Here is an 18,865-nt window from a genome sequence, read left to right as displayed (position 1 = left end):
CATGTAATCGAACATTTTCAAAAAATTCATTCATTAAATCGTTTTACCGCATTTGTTGCACATGATGCTAAAAGAGCCTTTACAGCTTTTAGTTGCATATTTTTAAAAGGAGAAGGCTGTCGCCGCATATTTTGAAACCAGTCGTCGTAGCTTCTCACATCAATTATTTCAATATCTGCCGGCAGCTCTGAAGCATGTATATATCCCGTTCTGTTTAATAATATTTTTCGAATTGGAAAGTCAACCTCCGCATTTGATAAAATCTGTTTTACTATATTTGCTGTCCGCTCCAATCCGATAATGGGAGATAATATTTTTTTCTCGCCTTGATCGTCCCGTTTCAGCCAAAATTTCTGTTTTGTACCGATTAATACGTTGTTTTCTTTATATTCTAATGCGGTAAGGCATACGACATCTGTTGGCCGAATGATGATAATTTCTCCTTGGACAGAGGCTTTTTTAATAAGAAAAATCGGATAATACATGACAAAATAAGTGTCAGGAAACCGCTGCAAAAAATATTTGAGCAGCGAATCCTTTTCAAAAGCTTCATCCATCAGGGAAATTTCCCGAATGGTAGAGCTTGCCCATACAAGCTGGGAGTTGAAAATCCGATCTAAAAACAATTGTTTTTCATTATCTAAGGTTGAATGAGCAAATTGGATACTCTCAAACCTTTTTTTAATTTCTTCCCACTGTTGTTTTTTCAAGCGGATAAATTGATTGGCATAACGATTTAGATCTATTTCATACCTTGATATATAATCCTCCATTTTAATCAACTGAGCCAAGATCGCGTCATCTCCTCTTTATCTCTACAAAAATAGCTGAACAACGTACGGGCAGATAATGGAAGCAAATATAGCGCTTAACGTCATCGAAATCGAACCGATTGCTCCTTCCAGACTGCCGTATTCTGCTGCCCTCGCTGTGCCAATTCCGTGGGAAGCTGTACCATATCCGATCCCAATAGCAATTGGATGATGTATGCGAAGTAATTTCAATAAATAAGGTCCAAACATCGCACCAAATATTCCTGCTATCATGACATAAACTGCAGCAAGGGTAGGATTACCTCCAATTATGTCTGTGATATCCATAGCTACCGGCGAAGTGACCGATTTGGGTGCAAGAGAAAGAATCAGTTCCTTATCTATTCCGAATAAAACAGCCATCATAATTCCTGAACACAGCCCGATAATCGTGCCGACGACAACGCTCAAAACAATTGATACAGCGTACTTTTTCAATGTTGATCGATGCTTGTACAGCGGGAATGCCAGCGCGACTACGGCAGGGCCTAGAAGCTCATCAATCCATTTTCCTCCATACATGTACGTATGATACGAAATATGAAATGTAATCAATAAACTAATGATGACAAATGTTGAAGTGGCAATCGGAACTAATAATGGAATATGGATTTTATTGTACAATTTAACCATTAGCCAATAAATCAGCACTGTAGCAAGTATCATTAAGATGGAGACTATTATTTTCATAAGCTTTGATCACTCCCATTCTGCCCAGCAGCCTGCTTTTTTTTGGCAGCGGTCATCTGGCTGACGAAAGATGAAATGGACATCACCAGCACCGTGCTAATAATGACAATGAATACTGTCAAGATACCTTTTGATTGGAACAGCGAAAAATATTCCATCACCCCAACTGTCGCAGGAATAAATAAAAGGGCAAGATGCTTGACTAAAAAAGAGCATCCGTCTTTCACTAATTTTTGAAAAGGCTCGTAATGCAAAAGAGCGAAAAGAATCAACATGCCTATAATGCTTCCTGGAATCATTAAATGAAACAATTTTTGAAGAAACGTGCCAATAACATAAATGACATACAACAAACCTATTTGCCATATCAAATTAAATATTTTCAATTTTTTTACCCCTTACTCCTCTCATTATCCTCCAAGAGGAATTTGTTTGATCGCTTCATATTTAGGCGTTTGGTCAATATTCGTTTGGAATAAAGTAACAGAACCTACATGAAAATGTTCGTTTAACAAATATGGGGCGCTTTTCTCCTCCAAGGAAAATGAAAGCTGTCCTTCCCATTTTCTGGCGACAGTAATATGAGGTCTAAACGGACGTTCATCTAAAGAGAAATCGAAAGCTTTGCACGTATTATAAACTTCATTTCGCAACTGGTATAATAACTCGTTTTCTTTCACGCCTACCCATAAAATTCGCGGATGTTCCCGTTTCCCAAAAATTCCTGCCTCTGAAAGTTCAAGTGAAAAAGACGGAATTTTCCGGCAGGGCTCAAGCAAGCTTTCTGACAGCAAAGCAAGCCTCTTTGCATCAACATTCCCTAAAAACACTAATGTTACATGATAGTCAAAAGGATGGACGTAACGCGAAAAGTGCCACCGATCTTGATTCGCTGATATCCATTTTGTAATACTTTTTGCCGTTTCAATCGGAACATCCAATGCAAGAAAATAATGTTTTTGCATTTTTTTCTATCCTCACTTTCGAACATATTGTAGCAAAAACTGCGCATTCTTTGTATATCCGAGTTTTTCTGTCCGTATAAATTTTGTATATCCGAGTTTTTCTGTCCGTATAAATTATGATATGATATGGATGGACTATATCAAAAGGAAGTGTTTTGAATGCGCGTAGTTCATAATATCGCTGATTTAATAGGAGAAACTCCATTAGTTAAATTAAACAGAATTAGCCCGAAAAACGGCGCAGATATTTATGTAAAGCTTGAGTATTTTAATCCTACCCGCAGCGTTAAGGACAGAGCTGCTTATAATATGATCGTAGAAGCTGAAAAACAAGGTTTGTTAAAACCGGGAGCTACAATTATTGAACCGACAAGCGGCAACACTGGCATTGGGCTCGCCATGAATGCGGCCGCCAAAGGATATCGGGCAATTATTGTCATGCCGGACACCATGACAGAAGAACGGATCAATTTGCTGAAAGCATACGGAGCTGAAGTTGTATTAACGCCTGGGGACGAGAAAATGCCCGGTGCGATTAAAAAGGCGCAAGAACTGGTAAAGGAAATACCGAACAGCTTCATACCGATGCAGTTTGAAAACCCTGCCAACCCAGATGCCCACCGGAAAACAACAGCTTTAGAAATTGTCGAAGCAATGAAAGAAATAGGAAAACCGCTTTCCGCTTTTGTTGCAACGTCTGGAACAGGAGGAACAATCACCGGCACGGGAGAAACGTTAAAAAAATATTTTCCTGAGATGACCATTCACGTTGTCGAGCCTGCTGGGTCACCTGTTTTATCCGGGGGCAGTCCTGGCAAGCATAAACTTGTCGGAACAAGTCCTGGCTTTATCCCTAAAACATTAAACACGAACATTTATGATGAAATACACAAAGTGAAGGACGATGAAGCGTACGAAATCACCCGCAGACTCGCCAAGGAAGAAGCTATATTAGTGGGACCTTCATCAGGTGCTGCATGTTTTGCCGCAATTCAAGTTGCAAAAAGATTATCTCCTGATGATGTTGTCGTGTGCATGACGGCTGATACAGGCGAACGCTATTTATCAAGCGATTTGTTCTTATTTGAATAACCGTTTATAATTGCCTTCTTGCTGTTTCTGTGAGATAATTGAATCCAATATGTAAAGTTTTCTAGGGTTCCGCAAGTGCCGTTCGCTTGGACTGGTCCGAGAGAAAACGCACAAATTGCTGTGTACACGGAAGGATAAAAGCCTGGGAGAATGACCTTATGGTTTCTCGCAGGCTTTTTTGATTGTGATGGAAAGGGGGAATTTGTCTATGAATTGGTTTTTAATCGTTGTTTCGGCGATTTTTGAAGTGGCGTGGGTCATCGGCTTAAAGCACTCAGACAATGTTTTGGAATGGATGCTAACCGTGATCTCTATTTGCATAAGTTTTCTGCTGCTTCTTTATTTAACTAAAAAATTGCCGACAGGAACGGTATATACAATATTTGTCGGACTCGGCACTTTAGGAACCATTTTATGTGAGATTATTTTATTCGACGCGCATTTCAGCCCGATGAAAATGGTATTTATTTTGTCGCTAATTTGCGGAATCATCGGGCTGAAATATCAAACAAGCAAATTGGAAGCAAAAGAAGGTGACAAATCTTGAGCTGGATATTTTTAATTATTGCAGGATGCTGCGAAGTCATCGGCGTAACAGGATTAACAAAAGTGAACACGTCGCCAAGCTTCTCATCCTTCTTTATGCTAATTGGCGGATTTATTTTAAGCTTATATTTTTTATCGCTTTCGATGAATGAAATTCCGATGAGCATTGCCTATGCAGTCTGGACAGGTATCGGCACTGTCGGCAGCACGCTCGTCGGCATGTATGTATTCGATGAACCGAAAGACAAATGGAGAATAACATTTATCGCCTTAATTATCGTTTCTGTTATTGGGCTGAAGCTAGTAGACTAAAGGACACTTATTTGGCTAATTCATAAATCGCTTGAGCGTAGATGGCTGTCGCTTTTAACAGGTCTTCGATATAAATGTATTCGTCTTTTTGATGGGCGATGTCTTCCCTTCCCGGAAACAACGGACCAAAGGCGATTCCTGCCTTGAGAGATCTGGCATAAGTGCCGCCGCCGATGGAGATGAGCTCCGCTTTTTGCCCTGTTTGCTCTTCATACACTTTTTTCAATGTTTGAATAAGCGGATGATTTTGTTCTACGTAATGGGGAGCTGAATCGGAAAAGTGAATAAGCTGGCAATCAGCTATTTTTTCTAGTTTTTCTTTAATCTCGCTCCCTTTTTTTGTGACAGGATAGCGGATATTAATGCTAACGGTTTTCTCTTTATCTTTTTCGTAATGAATAATTCCGACATTCACCGTTAACTCACCGCTTACTTCATCTTGTGTTGAGATATCCAGCTTTTTCCCTCTTGTATCTTGATAAAAATAACGATTAATCCAATCAACAAAGCCTTTTCCTTCGCCATCCAGCGGCAATGCTGACAAAAAATTCGCCAAATAAATTCCGGCATTTTTTCCGTTATCAGGCTCCATCGCATGAGCGGATATCCCTTCAAGCTCGGCGACTGCACCTTCTTCATTTTGATACATTCGACCTTTTAATTGTGATGCTGATAAAAATTGCTTAAAGCTTTTTTCAACCTCTGAGAAATTTTGGACATTTCCAAGCACCGCTTTCGCAAAATCAGGAACCATGTTAAACCGTCTGCCGGAAGAAAAGCTTTTTAACACATACTTTCCTGCTGCATGTTTATTCACGCTGTTCACCGAAAACACTGCATCGATTATCCCTTTTTCTGCATGAATAATTGGAAAATCAGCATCTGGCGCAAATCCGATGTCAGGCATTTCTTCATGCTTAAAGTAATGATCGACACAGCGCCAGTCACTTTCTTCATCAGTGCCAATGATCATTCTCACCCGCTTAGATAACGGAAGACCTAATTCTTTTACAATTTTCATGGCGTAGTATACTGCCATCGTCGGCCCTTTATCATCCAACGCACCGCGGGCATATATTTTCCCATCATGAATCGTTGCGCCGTAAGGATCAAATGACCAGCCGTCTCCTTCTGGCACGACATCAATATGGCAGAGGACGCCGACGATTTCCTTTCCTTTTCCCATTTCAATATGACCGGCATATCCGTCTAAATTTTTGACTTGAAACCCGTCTTTTTCCCCTTTTTGCAAAAGATGTTCTAACGCTTGCTTAATTCCTTTGCCAAACGGCGCTCCAATTTGTTTTGTTTTTTCATCGAGCACACTTTTGATTTGTAGAAATTTTTGTGTTTCTAAAATAATTTCTTCTTTTCTTTTTAACACTTCATCCATCCAGTTCATGATACGTTCGATCCTTTCTTTCTCTTATTATTTAAGTGTAACATAAAGATTCTCTTTTTTTTCAGCAAAAAAAATGTGGTTGTCTTCTTGCAAAAAAGTCAAAAAACGAATATTATATATATGTTTTTATAAAATGTTCGTATTTAATTGGAGGTATCATATGTTTAAACTAAAAGAACACGGAACAAATGTTAAAACTGAAATTATTGCCGGTTTAACCACCTTTTTAACAATGGTATATATCGTTGTTGTCAACCCAATTATCTTATCGGAAGCAGGCGTTCCGTTTGATCAAGTGTTTACAGCGACAGTTGTTGCCACGATCATCGGTACTTTATGGATGGCGCTTTCGGCAAATTATCCGATAGCGATCGCTCCAGGTATGGGAATGAACGCATATTTTGCCTATACAGTTGTTGGGGCGGAAAAAGTTAATTATGAAATTGCCTTTTCAGCAGTATTTCTTGCAGGCATCCTGTTTATTATTCTTTCGCTAACTCCGTTTCGTAAACAAATAATCGAGGCCATTCCAAACAATTTAAAAAATGGAATTACCGCCGGCATCGGCTTATTTATTGCGTTTATCGGATTAAGAATGACCGGGCTGATCACCGATCATCCGCAAAATTTAGTGACTCTTGGGGATCTGCATTCTCCTTCCGTCGTTCTCGCTCTTGTCGGCCTTGCTATAACTCTTATCTTAATGAGCTTGAATGTTCATGGTGCACTTTTTATCGGAATGATTTGTACCGGCATCATCGCATTTTTTACCGGACAATTATCGTTTGACCAAGGAATTGTTTCAATTCCAAAACTGCCGGAAGGCATTATAATCGCCAACCCGATTGATGCAATTGGGGATGTGATTCAACATGGTTTATTTGCAGTCGTCTTTTCCTTTTTATTAGTGACCATTTTTGACACAACTGGAACAATGATCGGCGTTGCCAAACAAGCAGGTTTAATGAAAGGGGATGAAATGCCGAACGCACGCAAAGCCCTTCTGGCTGACTCAATAGCAGCAACAGCAGGGGCTATGCTCGGAACAACTCCGACGAGTGCTTACATTGAGTCTTCTTCAGGAGTAGCTGCTGGCGGTAGAACTGGATTGACAACTTTAACCGTTGCCGTATTGTTTGGTGTTGCTGCATTTTTCAGTCCGATCGTTGCAGCTGTGTCCGGCATTTCAGCGATTACAGCACCTGCGTTAATTATAGTTGGAAGCTTAATGATGGGCTCAATTGCCGAAATTAATTGGAAAGAAATTGATGAAGCATTTCCAGCCTTTTTAGTCATTTTAAGCATGCCGCTTACATCAAGTATTGCAACTGGAATTGCGCTCGGATTTATCTCTTATCCTCTCATGAAAGTCATGAAAGGAAAATGGAAAGAGGTTCATCCATTTTTGTACATTTTCGCCGTACTATTTTTCATCCAGCTCTTTTTCCTGGGAGGTCATTAATTAAGAGGCTTTCCCAAAAGGAAAATCTATTAAAAATAAAAAATGGATATCGGGTTTTTGAAATTGGAGATGCCTCTCTAAGCTGATATGCACCCCTTAAGGTAGAGCAATCTGTTTTGCCTTAAGGGGAGTTTTTCTATGTATGTCATCCATTCTAAAGTGTCTTTCCATGTATTAAGATTGGACGCAGGCTGCACCTCTATATAGTTGGAACGAACTATTAAATTTGTGGAGCATTAATCATCATAAGGGTTTATCTAGAAATTCAAGTCCTATTAGGTCATAAACGTCGATAGGATTGTCAATAATCCTTACAAACGACTTTTTAGGCAGCCACAGTAAAATATCATCATGATCGTAACGGTATGAGGTGTAGGTGAACAAGAAAAGGAACGTCCATAAATTTGTAAGTGTGTAAGGGGATCAGAAGAGATAAATGACTTTATTACCGAATAAAGCATAATCTGAGATATTCTATTGAACGTTACACAAAATTCTTGACAGTACCTACCAGCTTTTTGAAGACCTTTAGATATTCCGCTTTCTGTTGTTTTTTCTGCTTTTTCCAGTCCATCGGCTATTTTTAATCGATATTTTTTTATTTTATTAGCTGCTGATTTGCTTAAAGGTGCGAGAGCTTTCTCAAGTACCCATCCACCTGCTCTTAATATTGATGCAAGAACTTTTAATTTAGCTTCTTCATCGACTGAATCTTTCACTACTTTAGATGTTGCTATTTTAGTTGTCTTACTATGAGTAGCTGCCGATGCTCCTATTGGTCCAATTCCTAAGATTAATATACTAAGACTTATTACTGCAGTAACACTTTCGATTTCATAATTTTCATTTTCTTCCCCCTTTCTTTTTAAAATTTTAAAAATTCTATATTATTTTTACCTGAAATTATAACATATAATACCAATAATGTAAATATTTTTCTAATAGCACAACATTAATACTGCCAATTCATCTCTTTATCCATATCCTCCTATCTCAATAAAAATCTATACTTATATCGTAACACGTATCGAGATTGTTCGAGAAAGTTTCACCATCTTAATAGGGCTTATCGTGTTCGTTCTTCTATGCCAAATGCACATTTTTCCTAGACAACAATGTTACATTTTATTTGTACTCTTACTGTAAATGTTATCTAAGTAGTAAAAAGAAATATATCATCATTGAAGTATTTTTATGCATAAGATTTCCAACATTTGTCAGATAAGTTCCTTTCATCTTTTTTATGATCATCAATTTTGACAGCAAAAATTTGCCTTTGCTCATACAACGTTTTTTATTTGTATCTGTATTGCTTAGACAAAGATAATTTGTGAATTTTTGAAAATCTAATCACCAATGGAACCTTTTTTACCAATTGAAGGAATCATCACTTCACTATTTGTCTATTCGACTGGGGTTAGTTCAAGCTGTTAAATCGGCCTATGAGAGGTAAGTATTGTAAATATTATGTGAATTTTATGAACACACTGGAAAGTTTACATGTAAATTGTGTATAATGGAATTGTACCACTTTAGGAGTTTGACATCTAATGCATGGACATTGAAGAGTATGTAGGTTTGTGATTTCGATGCATTAAATGATAGGGAGTGGTTTTTTGAAACCTTCAACAAACCGTATGCTAACCCGAATCAAATCCGTCTACATGTTCATTCATGAAAGGGGTACAGTAACAACTCAAGAGCTTGTCGATGAATTTGGTATTACCCCCAGAACGATTCAGAGGGATTTAAACGTGTTAGCATATAACGATTTAGTGCACAGTCCTGCAAGAGGAAAATGGGCAACAACTAACAAGAAGGTCAAGATGTCATCCTAGCTACTAAAAAAAGAAAATTTGGTTATTCGTTCACATACATATATGGGGCTGATCCAAAAGTTACATAACTTTTGGTCTCAGCCCCTTTTTGTCTGCTGTTGCAAGCAATTTCCACCTTTTTCGGCGCCAGTTTGTCCGCCTTTTTAAAAAACGGAAGTTCAATTTGAACGTTTTTCAAACTACAAAGGAAATTCGGCTGAATCGCCCGGCTGCCCTTGAATCGATCGCAGTTGTTCTAATTCTTCTTTTGTCAGTTCTCGATATTCCCCTGTTTGCAATGTTTGATCTAGTTCAAGCGTTCCCATTTGGATTCGTTTTAAATATTTCACTTTTTTTCCGACAGCAGAAAACATCCGCTTAATTTGATGGTATTTCCCCTCCGTTATGGTGACAAAAACTTCAGAAATGTCGTCTGCCTTAATAATTTCAAGCAAGGCAGGCTTTGTAACATAACCGTCATCAAGTTTTACACCTGCTTTGAACCGCTCGACATCTTCCTCTGCCACTAGACCAATAACTTCCGCAAAATATTTTTTAGGAACATTTTTCTTTGGCGATGTTAATTGATGGGCAAGCTGTCCGTCCGATGTTAACAGCAATAGCCCTTCGGTATCTTTGTCAAGCCTGCCGACAGGAAAAGGATTATAGCGAAGATCTTCCGGATCAAGCAAATCGACCACAGTCTTTTGGACGTTGTCTTCTGTAGCAGATAAAAAACCAGCTGGCTTGTTCATCATGAAATAAACATGTTCTTTGTACAACACCTGTTCACCGTGAATGATGATTTCTTGTTTATTCGGGTCGACATTTGTTTTCGGATCCGTCACCACTTCTCCATTAACATGGACGGCCCGTTCCTTTAGCAGCTTTTTTACTTCTTTCCTGCTGCCGTAGCCAGCGTGTGCTAATAGTTTATCAATACGCATATTATCTACCCCCTTTCCTTCCTCTTACTTAAAAATCTAGTTCCAAAAATAACTTTTAGGAATCCTGATTGCTTAGCCAGCCAAAAATACGAGCCTGCTCCTAATAATGCAGCAATTCCAACCATGATGGCGGCATTTGTTTTACTTGCATGATAATCAAAAAAGACAGTGAAGAGAGAGGAAAACGCTACAACGACAATTGACATACAGATGACCAAAATTCCCGTAAATATTGTTCTTTTCCAAAATCTTTTATACGAGTAGCCTGTATGACGGCGAATCATCATTAATCCGTATATGAGCGAGCCAAGAAACCCGATCGCAGTTGCCATAATCGAACCGTATGCACCAAACTGCGTGATAAGCCAGCTGTTTAAACAAATTTTTAGCAGAAGACCGAATGCAAGGCTAATGACAGCCAATTTTTGTTTATTAATCCCCTGCAAAATGGCGGCTGAAACAGTGAAATAAGAAAAAAGCAAAGCGATCGGTGCATAGGCAGCTAAAATGCTCGCACCTGTTTCATTGTCATTATAAAAAAACATGTAGATTGGTCCGGAAAGAATAATGATCCCAATGGATGCAGGGAGAACGAGAAACATTAATGTTTGAAACGCTTGGTCAATTTGTCTTCTAACAAACGGAAAGTTTTGATTCGTGAACGCATTTGTAATGGCCGGCACGAGCGTTAAGCCAAAAGCGGTTGCTAAAGAAACAGGAATCATGACAATTTTATTCACTAAAAAATTGACCATGGCATATAATTCTTGCGCTCTTTCGCCTTCTCCCGCCTGAATCATAGCTTTATTAAACGTAAAAGAATCGACAAATTGATATAAAGGAATAGCTAGTCCGACAAATACAAACGGACCGGCATACCTGAACACCTCGAGAAACATTTGCTTCGTAGAAATGCCGGAAGGTTCAATTTTGTTCTCCTGCATCGCCAATAAGGAATTTTTTCTTTTCATCCAATACAAAAAAAGGACGAACAGCCCGCCGATGGCGCCAACAAAGGCGGCAAATGTCGCATAACCCACCGCTGTAATGATATCGCCATGTAATACTTTTAAAATGATATAGCTGGAAACAAGCAAAAAAATGATGCGCACTAGCTGTTCTATTACTTGGGAAACGGACGTCGGGCCCATTGACTGATGCCCTTGAAAAAAACCTCGTATTAAACTCATGATCGGAACAACTATAAGCGCAAGGCTGACCATTCGTATAACATATGTGACATCCTCAACTGTCACACCTTGCAGCTCCTGTTGGCCAAGCTGGTGTTCCGCAAAGAAAGGCGCAGTCACAAATAAAATAAAACAAGTGAAAATTCCTCCAAGAAGCATAAACAGCATCCCAGATCGAAACATTCTGCGGCTTGTCTCGTAATCACCAATGGAATTATATTTTGCGACAAATTTTGAAATGGCCATAGGAAATCCCATTGTCGCAATGCTTAAAAAAATCGTATACGGAACATATCCATATTGATACAAAGCACTTCCCGTTTCTCCAACCAACGCGAAAAACGGAATGACATAAATCATTCCTAAAATCCTTGAAATATATGTACCTAATGTTAAAATAAACGTCCCTCTTAATAATTTATCCGACATCTTTTGCTCACCATTGTTTCTAACAAAAATTTTCAACTATAACATTTTACCACATTCACTAGGAACTAAGATATAGTCACCACTCATTGAATTCAAAAATTCATCTTTTTATAATGATATAAGACTAGGATGTAGACGAAACTAGGATCAATCTAAAAGTACGAATAAATTGGACAAGCAACATCAACTTCTTAAAGGTTGTGAGAATATGAATTATGATGTAGCAGTAATTGGAGGGGGACCATCTGGATTGATGGCCGCCATCGCCGCCGCTGAAAACGGAGCGAACGTGCTGTTAGTCGATAAAGGAGAAAAATTAGGAAGAAAGCTGGCGATCTCCGGTGGCGGACGGTGCAATGTAACAAATCGCCGGTCAATTGAAGAAATTATCAAAAATATTCCCGGCAACGGACGATTTTTGTATGGCGCTTTTTCGCAATTTAATAATGAAGACATTATACGCTTTTTCGAAAACCTTGGAGTTCGTTTAAAAGAGGAAGACCATGGCCGGATGTTTCCAGTATCAAACAGAGCTCAAGACGTAGTCAATGCGCTACTTTCCGAACTGAAAAGGCTGAACGTTACAATTAAAACAAATCATCCGGTTGAAAACATCGAATACAGTGAAAGCAAAGTAAAAGGAATCTGGTTGAAAAATAAAACCTTTATTCCTGCCAAAGCTGTTATCGTAGCTGTAGGAGGAAAATCTGTCCCTCATACCGGAAGTACTGGAGACGGATACGTGTGGGCAAAAAAAGCCGGTCATACTGTGACGGAATTATTTCCAACTGAAGTTCCGATTACTTCGAATGAACCGTTTATCCGAACAAAACAATTGCAAGGCCTGTCGTTAAGAGATGCGGCTTTAAGTGTGTTGAATCAAAAGGGCAGACCAATTATTACGCACAAAATGGATTTTATTTTTACCCATTTTGGCGTATCAGGTCCAGCTGCACTAAGATGCAGCCAATTTGTTGTAAAACAATTGAAAAAAGAAAAAACGGTGACGTTGTCAATTGACGCTTTTCCTACTGAAAATGAAGAAAATCTTTTTCAGCATATTTTGCTTAAATTGAAAGGCGAACCGAAAAAGGCTGTTAAAAATGTATTAAAAGGTTTCTTGCCTGAACGATATTTGCTATTTTTGCTGGAGGAATCCGAAATCGATCATTCGATGACATATTCCCAGCTTTCAAAAGATAAGCTGCGCCAATTTGTCCGCTTAGTGAAAGATTTCCGCTTCGAAGCAAACGGCACGCTCCCAATCGAAAAAGCGTTTGTGACCGGCGGAGGCGTTTCTATAAAGGAAATCGATCCAAAGACGATGGCCTCTAAACTAATGAACGGGCTTTATTTTTGCGGCGAAATATTGGATATTCACGGCTACACGGGCGGCTACAACATCACGGCTGCGCTCGTAACAGGACGGTTGGCTGGCTTGTACGCAAGCCGTTACGTAGAAAAGGGCGAACCGATAAGTTGAACTGCCTCCTGTCAAGTAGTCAGTGGAAATAATAAAAGTTGATCTAAGCGGTCTTGGCTCTATATTCCAAAGGACTGAGACCGTTTAATTTTTCTTGATAAAGATGGTAATTGTAAAATTGGATGTATTCGTCAATCGCATTCTTTAGCTCTTCAAATGTATCGTACTTATGTAAATAATATTTTCAACCCGTGGTGCTAGATAAAATCTCGAGACATAAAAACAGCCCTTGCATGAGGATCTCCTTTAAAATGAAAGTGCGAACAAACATTCAAAAGGAGAAGTTCCATGCAAGAGCACTTTCATTTTACAATAAACCAAGCAAAAATTCAAAAGCAATATACCGCGATCTTATTCGTTGTATCAGCACAACTGTCTTGTATTCAGATGTATTTGCAACGTCGAAATCGTCATTTGTTGAAGCAAGAGGATGAGGTTATCATCGCCATTCACGTTCTTGGAAAATTGCTGGGTTTTACTTCGGAACGGGCTTGGCATCGATTTGTCATTGGAAACCTGTTCACCAAGGAAAAGTTCCTAGAGCGCTCTCGATACAACCGTCGATGCCGTTCTTTGCGTTGGGCGATCAAATGGATTCGTCACCAACTCGCCAAACGTGGACAACATCACGCTTATACGGTAGTGGACAGCTTACCCATTGAACTCTGCCACCACGCACGAATGTATCGCGTCAAACGATTTCAAGGAATCGCAGATATTGGGTATTGTGCATCCAAAAAGATGGTTTACTATGGGTTTAAGCTTCATCTTCAGATTACCGACCAAGCGCTTCCGATGGGATATGTCCTGACCGAGGCATCCTGCCACGATCGGACAGCTGCGGAAACAGTGATGACTCAACTTCCTCATCCATATACACTTGGCGACAAAGGATATGTGAGCCAAGCCCTGCAAAAGAAGCTGTACGATGAATACAAGATCGCTTTTTGGACGCCTGCCCGAAAAAATCAACGTGTGGTGCAATCAAAAGAATGGAAACAATGGATGAAGCGAAAACGCAAAATCGTCGAAACCGCGTTCTCGGTTTTAGTGGATTCATTTCGGATCACGAAAATTCGCGCCAATTCGATCTCTGGATTTGAAACGGCGCTTGATGCCATTTTATTGGCCTATTCGCTCGTTGTTCTTGGGCTAGTTGAGCGTTGACGCTCAACTAGCACCATGGGTATTTTCACATTTACTGTTCCCCAAAAGGATGCCATTGGACCATTATTCTATACATCGTCCAACACGAGACATATTATGTGTTAACCCTACTTGATCAATCCTTCCTTTAAATCCATGTGAAGTAAATTGAAATCCTCGATCACTATATAGTAAATAATGTTTACCACAAATAGAAGGAATTTCTTTGACTAACGTGTAAAACACTAGCTTATTATTATTAGAATGCTAAAGACATCATTTCATCTTACTCTTATATTTTTAAATACAATAGTATAATATCAAAAAAATACATATTTAACATTTTTTGTCTCAAAATAGTATAATAATGGTATAATTTAATATGAAAAGAGGATAATTCTAATGAATGGTAACAAATCCGTATTATTAGCAGTGTTTAGTATTCCGATTTTTATGTTAATCACATCTTTTGATTTATCTATACAGACTGATAGAATAAATGCCCTAATTTTCCTTGGATACACATATCCGATATTTTTCCTTTTGTATTATTTAGTTAAGATTAAAAATTTTAAACCAATGTTAGTTCTATCAATAGGAATATTATTATGGACTGCATTCACTAGTTTTTTATTCAAAGATACCTTTATTACAATTGGTTTATTTATAATTTCCATCTTAGTTTTAGTGACAATAACAGTTATAACTAAAGAACCTAATTAATCCGTATTTAATGTCATGGTATTAAATGGAACGTTTTGGATATCATAGTATCAAATTGCATTTTTAAACCTTACCTTTTTAATTCAAAGCGCATAAATTGATGGGTCTGTCTAAAAAGTCAGGATAACTTACTCTTTTTTTAAAAAACACACAAAAAACGTCCTATCTAGTAAAATGTAAGGTGACAAGCCCAATTTTACAGAAAGGACGTTTTTTATGAACTGAGCAGCTGACTTTTAGGGCGCCTCTTTTTTTGCACAAATCGCTATCCCGTTGAACGGCCATGTGCGATCCGGTTTAGCTATTCGCTAGACCTGTTCGCATTCAAAAGCATTTCCAGCTGCTTATACCGTTCTTCATTTGAAGCTTCTAAAAAGCTCTTGTCTAATAATTGATGTAAAACAATCCTTTTTTGCTCTGGGTCGTTGATTTCTTCTAAGACACGTTTTCGACCTTCCTTTAAAAATTCAACATAGTCAGCAAAATGTTCATCAAACTGCTCTGCCAAATTATTTTTTAATTTTCTGGCGAGCCCCGGAACTTTCCCGCTCGTTGATACACTGATGATTAAATCGCCCCTTTTAAATGTTGCCGGCATAATGATATTGCTTTTTTCAGGTGCATCCACTACATTGATCAGCTGATGTGCTTCACATGACTGGTAGACCTGCTCATTAACTTCCCTTTCATTCGTTGCCGCAATGACTAGAAACGCACCGTTTACATCGTCTTTTTCAAACGTTTTTTGTTTCCACGATATTTTTTTTTCTTGATGCATTCGAAGAAGATGATCTGATAGATCGGGACTGACAACCGTTATATCAGCACATGCATCGAGCAAAGCTTTTATTTTTCTTTCCGCTACCTTCCCTCCACCGACAACGACTGTCTTTTTTCCTTTTATATTCAACATCGCACTGTAGTACATATGATCACCCTTTTTTGTCTTAGCGCTTACAATTTCTGGTTGATGCGAAGCGTTTTTTCCTTTCAAAAGGTTCTAGGATAACTTAAAAAAATTGGTCATCCTTTTTTTCGTGCGGTCGCTTCGGAACGGCATTGAAATCTTTTTTCCAATAAAAAAAGACCTAGATTCCCCATAAACAAGGATTTTCAAACGGGTCTAAAGCTTGCTTTAAATAGCTTTTTCATGAGTTAGTCCGTCTTCCATCCTGCAAAACGATGGCGATCATTTCAGTTTTATTCGACTTTCTCACATCAGGTACAATTTATAAAGTGTTTCCTATCTGGATCAGTGCTTATAAGCTTTCAAGATCCACTGGGCATAGCAACTACTTGGAGCGCATGCGAACATTGATGCATTGACGAAGATTCTCTAAAATTACAATCAACCAACGCTTCACGTTTAATTCTGTTTACATTCTTACTAAATATAATAGACTTTTCATTATTAATGTGAAAGTCTTCTTATTCTTTGTAAATAATCATCGCTGAAAAACAGTAAATTTGTTCACCTTTTTGATCGCATGTTACCGCTACATGATATTTTATGTCGATATATTTTTGAGTTGGAAGCGCAGTTAAAAAAGCGTTCACTTCCTCTTCTAAATCTTTTTCATGCTCTTCGTCAAAAATGGCGACTTTATAGCTCAATTTCTTCACACTCCCTTTATTTATCTCGTTGCTTCCAATATACTTTTATGCTTGTACAAATATGACACTTTTAATAAAGGGATGTCGGCAGTTTTTATGGGGATTTTGAGGGTATTACATGCGGTATGGTTTACTGTTTTTGCCACGCTAATCTTCCTTTATAAATAGAGTAGGGTAACCTCTTTCAAGGCTACCCCCTCATCAAACCGTACGTGCCCTATTAAGGCATACGGCTTACCAATGTGTTACAATTAATACGTCGCTAACCTTTGCGCATATTGCATTTTACGGACACGGTCAGGAGTGTAAAACTCTTGACCCTCTTCTTTCGCTCTTTGTTTACGTCTTTCGAGTTCTTTTCGTTGTTTTTCTTTCATACGTTGAATGTAATTTTCTAAAGTAAATCCATAAATTTTATGATAGTAATACCAATATGCTGGTATTAAACCTATCCTCGCAAAGAATTCATTATTCCATTTTGTTTTCATAAGATGTCCTTTTCTTTGATTTGGATGACTGTGTATCATGGCAACTCTTAACCTTTTTCGTATGTAACCATCTATCGCTAATAACTCTTTTCCAAATGCTTGAAAGAAGCAAGAACTTTTAAATCCAAATTGTGCATTTGCCTTAATTGCTTCATAGATCGTCAGAAAATAGTTTACCTTGCCTCGAATGATTGGATTAACCTGCCCAAGCCATTTCTCTTTGCTGAGTGTGAGTGTTTTCCTTGTCTTTGCTTTTATTTTCTGACGAAAATCTTTCCAAGTTGCATCTTTTGGTTTAGCGATATAGTATGGTTTACCATCCTTTTTGCGTTTTCGCCAATGTTCAAATGTAAACCCTATGAAGTCAAAATCGTCATTATTGAAATCTACAAATTTCGTTTTCTCCGATGAGAGTTCAAGACCGAGTTCCGCTAGTTTCTCTTTCGTGACTTCTGCAGCTTTCTTGATGTCTTCCTCTGTTTTAGCAAACACCAGGAAATCGTCTGCGTATCTGACAAATCGAAAATTGTGCTCAGCCCACATCCAATCAAGCTCATTTAGATAGATATTGGCAAGTAGTGGAGAAATGACACCCCCTTGGGGTGTTCCTGAAGCTGTTGCATGGTATTTTCCTTCCTCCATGTATCCAGCTTTTAACCATTTCCAAATCATGTCTAATACCGTTCCATCCGCAATGTATTTGTTTAACACTCTCATTAAGTTCTTATGCGGAATATTGTCGAAGAAGCCTTTGATATCTGCATCATAAATGTAGTTATATCCTTGTTCGATATTAGCCATGATTATTTGTAGGACGCGCTTCGCGCCTAGATTTGGTCTATAACCACATGACCATTTATGGAAAAAGCCATTTTCGAATTTCGGTTGTAGCACATCTACTAGAGCTTGTTGGACAATTCGGTCTTCAATGTTAGGGATTCCTAAAGGTCTAAGTTTGCCGTTCTTCTTTGGAATGTAATGTCTTCTTACTGGGGAAGGTTTATATTCTTTTCTTCTTAACTTTTGTAAAAGTGAGTTTAGATTCTCATCTAAGTTATATCGATAGCTGTCTATCGTTTCACCATCGATACCGCCAGACCCACCGTTCGCTTCTACCTTATCCCAGGCTGCTTTTAATTTCCTGTCAAAGAGAATTTGTCCATAAATACTATGCCATTTTAAAGTTAACGCACGGTTCATTGCATATTCCACACCTTTCATTGTGTACATTCAGTTCGTTTTTACCGCAGTATCGTTTCCTGTTCGCATTACACACCTTTACAGATGTAGAGCCACAAGGTCGTTCCCCTTCCGTTCATACTTGGTTTGGTCCAAATACTACTTCCGTACTATGGGAACGTCTGACTTCTCCATTCACATTCATCATTTCGGATTGCCCTTATAGATGGATGTCCCTAAGGTAGAATGGAGACCTCACGGGGTCATCGTACCTTCCTTATAAGCATACCCAGCACCATCACTTGATAAGCCATCTCTATTCAGCTGATTTATCGAACAGAGACCACTACTCTCAGTAGAGGACTTCCCATTATTTCCGCATGGTCGTCAACTTACCCTGCCGCTGTGCTTCACGCTTATGCATTTGGGTCTGCCTAACCGACTACGGGTCTCTCGACTTTCCGCATCTCCTTCAGACACCACCTCACGATGATGCCCTAGATTAGTCTTCACTGGTTGTATCAGCACTCCAGTGGAAGGACTTTCACCTTCGAGAAAAAAATGAGTC

General features: G+C 38.7%; 17 protein-coding genes, 2 pseudogenes and 1 riboswitch. Of the genes and pseudogenes, 7 read left to right on the top strand and 12 right to left on the bottom strand.

The features are described from left to right. Nucleotides 1-26: 26 nt before the first annotated feature. From NSQ44_RS04960 to thpR, 4 genes are read right to left on the bottom strand one after another with little or no spacing between them, the layout of a single operon-like run. Nucleotides 27-791: an NERD domain-containing protein gene (locus NSQ44_RS04960; RefSeq protein WP_340855346.1), complete on the bottom strand. Its 765-nt coding sequence runs from the start codon at nucleotides 789-791 to the stop codon at nucleotides 27-29. Between the two features lie 24 nt (nucleotides 792-815). Continuing rightward, nucleotides 816-1,502, bottom strand: a complete 687-nt coding sequence (locus NSQ44_RS04955) for an LrgB family protein (protein ID WP_186439324.1) — start codon at nucleotides 1,500-1,502, stop codon at nucleotides 816-818. Then, nucleotides 1,499-1,888: a CidA/LrgA family protein gene (locus NSQ44_RS04950; RefSeq protein WP_340855343.1), complete on the bottom strand. Its 390-nt coding sequence runs from the start codon at nucleotides 1,886-1,888 to the stop codon at nucleotides 1,499-1,501. The genes NSQ44_RS04955 and NSQ44_RS04950 overlap by 4 nt, the downstream gene beginning before the upstream one ends. A gap of 24 nt (nucleotides 1,889-1,912) precedes the next feature. Next, nucleotides 1,913-2,467 carry an RNA 2',3'-cyclic phosphodiesterase gene (gene thpR, locus NSQ44_RS04945; protein WP_063386605.1) on the bottom strand — a complete coding sequence of 185 codons (555 nt, stop codon included), beginning with the start codon at nucleotides 2,465-2,467 and terminating at the stop codon, nucleotides 1,913-1,915. A 159-nt stretch (nucleotides 2,468-2,626) separates the two neighbouring features. Between thpR and cysK the strand changes: the two genes are divergently transcribed. The 3 genes from cysK to NSQ44_RS04930 all read left to right on the top strand — a co-directional run bounded on the left by cysK (nucleotide 2,627) and on the right by NSQ44_RS04930 (nucleotide 4,417). Further along, nucleotides 2,627-3,559 (top strand): cysteine synthase A, encoded by a 933-nt coding sequence (cysK, locus tag NSQ44_RS04940; protein ID WP_063386604.1) that lies wholly within the window; start codon nucleotides 2,627-2,629, stop codon nucleotides 3,557-3,559. A gap of 50 nt (nucleotides 3,560-3,609) precedes the next feature. Beyond that, a riboswitch (guanidine-I (ykkC/yxkD leader) is annotated at nucleotides 3,610-3,710 on the top strand. 57 nt (nucleotides 3,711-3,767) lie between these two features. Beyond that, on the top strand, nucleotides 3,768-4,106 hold the full coding sequence (locus NSQ44_RS04935; protein WP_130157146.1) for a DMT family transporter: 339 nt from the start codon (nucleotides 3,768-3,770) through the stop codon (nucleotides 4,104-4,106). Further along, nucleotides 4,103-4,417: a DMT family transporter gene (locus NSQ44_RS04930; protein WP_063386602.1), complete on the top strand. Its 315-nt coding sequence runs from the start codon at nucleotides 4,103-4,105 to the stop codon at nucleotides 4,415-4,417. Before NSQ44_RS04935 ends, NSQ44_RS04930 begins: the two co-directional genes overlap by 4 nt. A 7-nt stretch (nucleotides 4,418-4,424) precedes the next feature. On the opposite strand, the gene pepV is transcribed toward NSQ44_RS04930, so the two are convergent. Next, complete coding sequence (pepV, locus tag NSQ44_RS04925; protein ID WP_340855341.1) at nucleotides 4,425-5,819, bottom strand: dipeptidase PepV; 1,395 nt, start codon at nucleotides 5,817-5,819, stop codon at nucleotides 4,425-4,427. A gap of 160 nt (nucleotides 5,820-5,979) precedes the next feature. Between pepV and NSQ44_RS04920 the strand changes: the two genes are divergently transcribed. Beyond that, on the top strand, nucleotides 5,980-7,281 hold the full coding sequence (locus NSQ44_RS04920) for an NCS2 family permease (RefSeq protein WP_340786011.1): 1,302 nt from the start codon (nucleotides 5,980-5,982) through the stop codon (nucleotides 7,279-7,281). 311 nt (nucleotides 7,282-7,592) lie between these two features. Here the strand turns inward: NSQ44_RS04920 and NSQ44_RS04915 are convergent, their stop codons facing one another. Next, entirely contained in the window at nucleotides 7,593-8,000 is a 408-nt protein-coding gene (locus NSQ44_RS04915; protein ID WP_340855338.1) for a hypothetical protein, read from the bottom strand. Between the two features lie 897 nt (nucleotides 8,001-8,897). Here NSQ44_RS04915 and NSQ44_RS04910 point away from each other — a divergent pair. Next, nucleotides 8,898-9,119: a DeoR family transcriptional regulator gene (locus NSQ44_RS04910; protein WP_063386591.1), complete on the top strand. Its 222-nt coding sequence runs from the start codon at nucleotides 8,898-8,900 to the stop codon at nucleotides 9,117-9,119. A 179-nt stretch (nucleotides 9,120-9,298) separates the two neighbouring features. Here the strand turns inward: NSQ44_RS04910 and NSQ44_RS04905 are convergent, their stop codons facing one another. Together NSQ44_RS04905 and NSQ44_RS04900 are read right to left on the bottom strand one after the other, a co-directional pair. After that, entirely contained in the window at nucleotides 9,299-10,045 is a 747-nt protein-coding gene (locus tag NSQ44_RS04905) for a pseudouridine synthase (RefSeq protein WP_340855335.1), read from the bottom strand. A gap of 5 nt (nucleotides 10,046-10,050) precedes the next feature. Further along, a complete protein-coding gene (locus tag NSQ44_RS04900; protein WP_340855332.1) occupies nucleotides 10,051-11,664 on the bottom strand; it encodes a putative polysaccharide biosynthesis protein in 1,614 nt (537 codons plus the stop codon). 208 nt (nucleotides 11,665-11,872) lie between these two features. Here NSQ44_RS04900 and NSQ44_RS04895 point away from each other — a divergent pair, with 208 nt between their 5' ends. After that, on the top strand, nucleotides 11,873-13,147 hold the full coding sequence (locus NSQ44_RS04895) for a BaiN/RdsA family NAD(P)/FAD-dependent oxidoreductase (protein ID WP_340855330.1): 1,275 nt from the start codon (nucleotides 11,873-11,875) through the stop codon (nucleotides 13,145-13,147). A gap of 43 nt (nucleotides 13,148-13,190) precedes the next feature. Here the strand turns inward: NSQ44_RS04895 and NSQ44_RS04890 are convergent. Beyond that, nucleotides 13,191-13,313 (bottom strand): annotated as a pseudogene (locus tag NSQ44_RS04890) (IS3 family transposase); the annotation flags it as partial. A gap of 122 nt (nucleotides 13,314-13,435) precedes the next feature. On the opposite strand from NSQ44_RS04890, the gene NSQ44_RS04885 reads away from it, so the two are divergent. Next, a complete protein-coding gene (locus NSQ44_RS04885) occupies nucleotides 13,436-14,314 on the top strand; it encodes an IS982 family transposase (RefSeq protein WP_340855327.1) in 879 nt (292 codons plus the stop codon). 1,057 nt (nucleotides 14,315-15,371) lie between these two features. Here the strand turns inward: NSQ44_RS04885 and NSQ44_RS04880 are convergent. From NSQ44_RS04880 to ltrA, 3 genes and pseudogenes are all read right to left on the bottom strand, one after another. Next, a pseudogene (locus tag NSQ44_RS04880) lies at nucleotides 15,372-15,929 on the bottom strand (NAD(P)-binding protein); the annotation flags it as partial. A gap of 515 nt (nucleotides 15,930-16,444) precedes the next feature. Then, entirely contained in the window at nucleotides 16,445-16,630 is a 186-nt protein-coding gene (locus NSQ44_RS04875; protein ID WP_327855806.1) for a sporulation protein Cse60, read from the bottom strand. A 251-nt stretch (nucleotides 16,631-16,881) separates the two neighbouring features. Continuing rightward, the gene (ltrA, locus tag NSQ44_RS04870; protein ID WP_232515578.1) at nucleotides 16,882-18,339 is read right to left on the bottom strand and encodes a group II intron reverse transcriptase/maturase; all 1,458 of its coding nucleotides are present in this window, start codon (nucleotides 18,337-18,339) and stop codon (nucleotides 16,882-16,884) included. Between the last annotated feature and the right edge of the window lie 526 nt (nucleotides 18,340-18,865).

The sequence above is a fragment of the Aeribacillus sp. FSL M8-0254 genome, from assembly GCF_038008845.1.
Lineage (GTDB): Bacteria > Bacillota > Bacilli > Bacillales > Aeribacillaceae > Aeribacillus > Aeribacillus composti.
The sequence above is the reverse complement of the archived record's forward strand: the minus strand, read 5'-3'. Positions and strand labels throughout refer to the sequence as shown.

Excerpts from the sequence above, each read along its gene's own strand:
- NSQ44_RS04900 (WP_340855332.1), bottom strand. The coding sequence starts at position 11,664 with ATGTCGGATAAATTATTAAGAGGGACGTTTATTTTAACATTAGGTACA.
- pepV (WP_340855341.1), bottom strand. The coding sequence starts at position 5,819 with ATGAACTGGATGGATGAAGTGTTAAAAAGAAAAGAAGAAATTATTTTA.
- NSQ44_RS04885 (WP_340855327.1), top strand. The coding sequence starts at position 13,436 with ATGCAAGAGCACTTTCATTTTACAATAAACCAAGCAAAAATTCAAAAG.
- cysK (WP_063386604.1), top strand. The coding sequence starts at position 2,627 with ATGCGCGTAGTTCATAATATCGCTGATTTAATAGGAGAAACTCCATTA.
- NSQ44_RS04935 (WP_130157146.1), top strand. The coding sequence starts at position 3,768 with ATGAATTGGTTTTTAATCGTTGTTTCGGCGATTTTTGAAGTGGCGTGG.
- NSQ44_RS04955 (WP_186439324.1), bottom strand. The coding sequence starts at position 1,502 with ATGAAAATAATAGTCTCCATCTTAATGATACTTGCTACAGTGCTGATT.
- thpR (WP_063386605.1), bottom strand. The coding sequence starts at position 2,467 with ATGCAAAAACATTATTTTCTTGCATTGGATGTTCCGATTGAAACGGCA.
- NSQ44_RS04920 (WP_340786011.1), top strand. The coding sequence starts at position 5,980 with ATGTTTAAACTAAAAGAACACGGAACAAATGTTAAAACTGAAATTATT.
- NSQ44_RS04895 (WP_340855330.1), top strand. The coding sequence starts at position 11,873 with ATGAATTATGATGTAGCAGTAATTGGAGGGGGACCATCTGGATTGATG.
- NSQ44_RS04905 (WP_340855335.1), bottom strand. The coding sequence starts at position 10,045 with ATGCGTATTGATAAACTATTAGCACACGCTGGCTACGGCAGCAGGAAA.
- ltrA (WP_232515578.1), bottom strand. The coding sequence starts at position 18,339 with ATGAAAGGTGTGGAATATGCAATGAACCGTGCGTTAACTTTAAAATGG.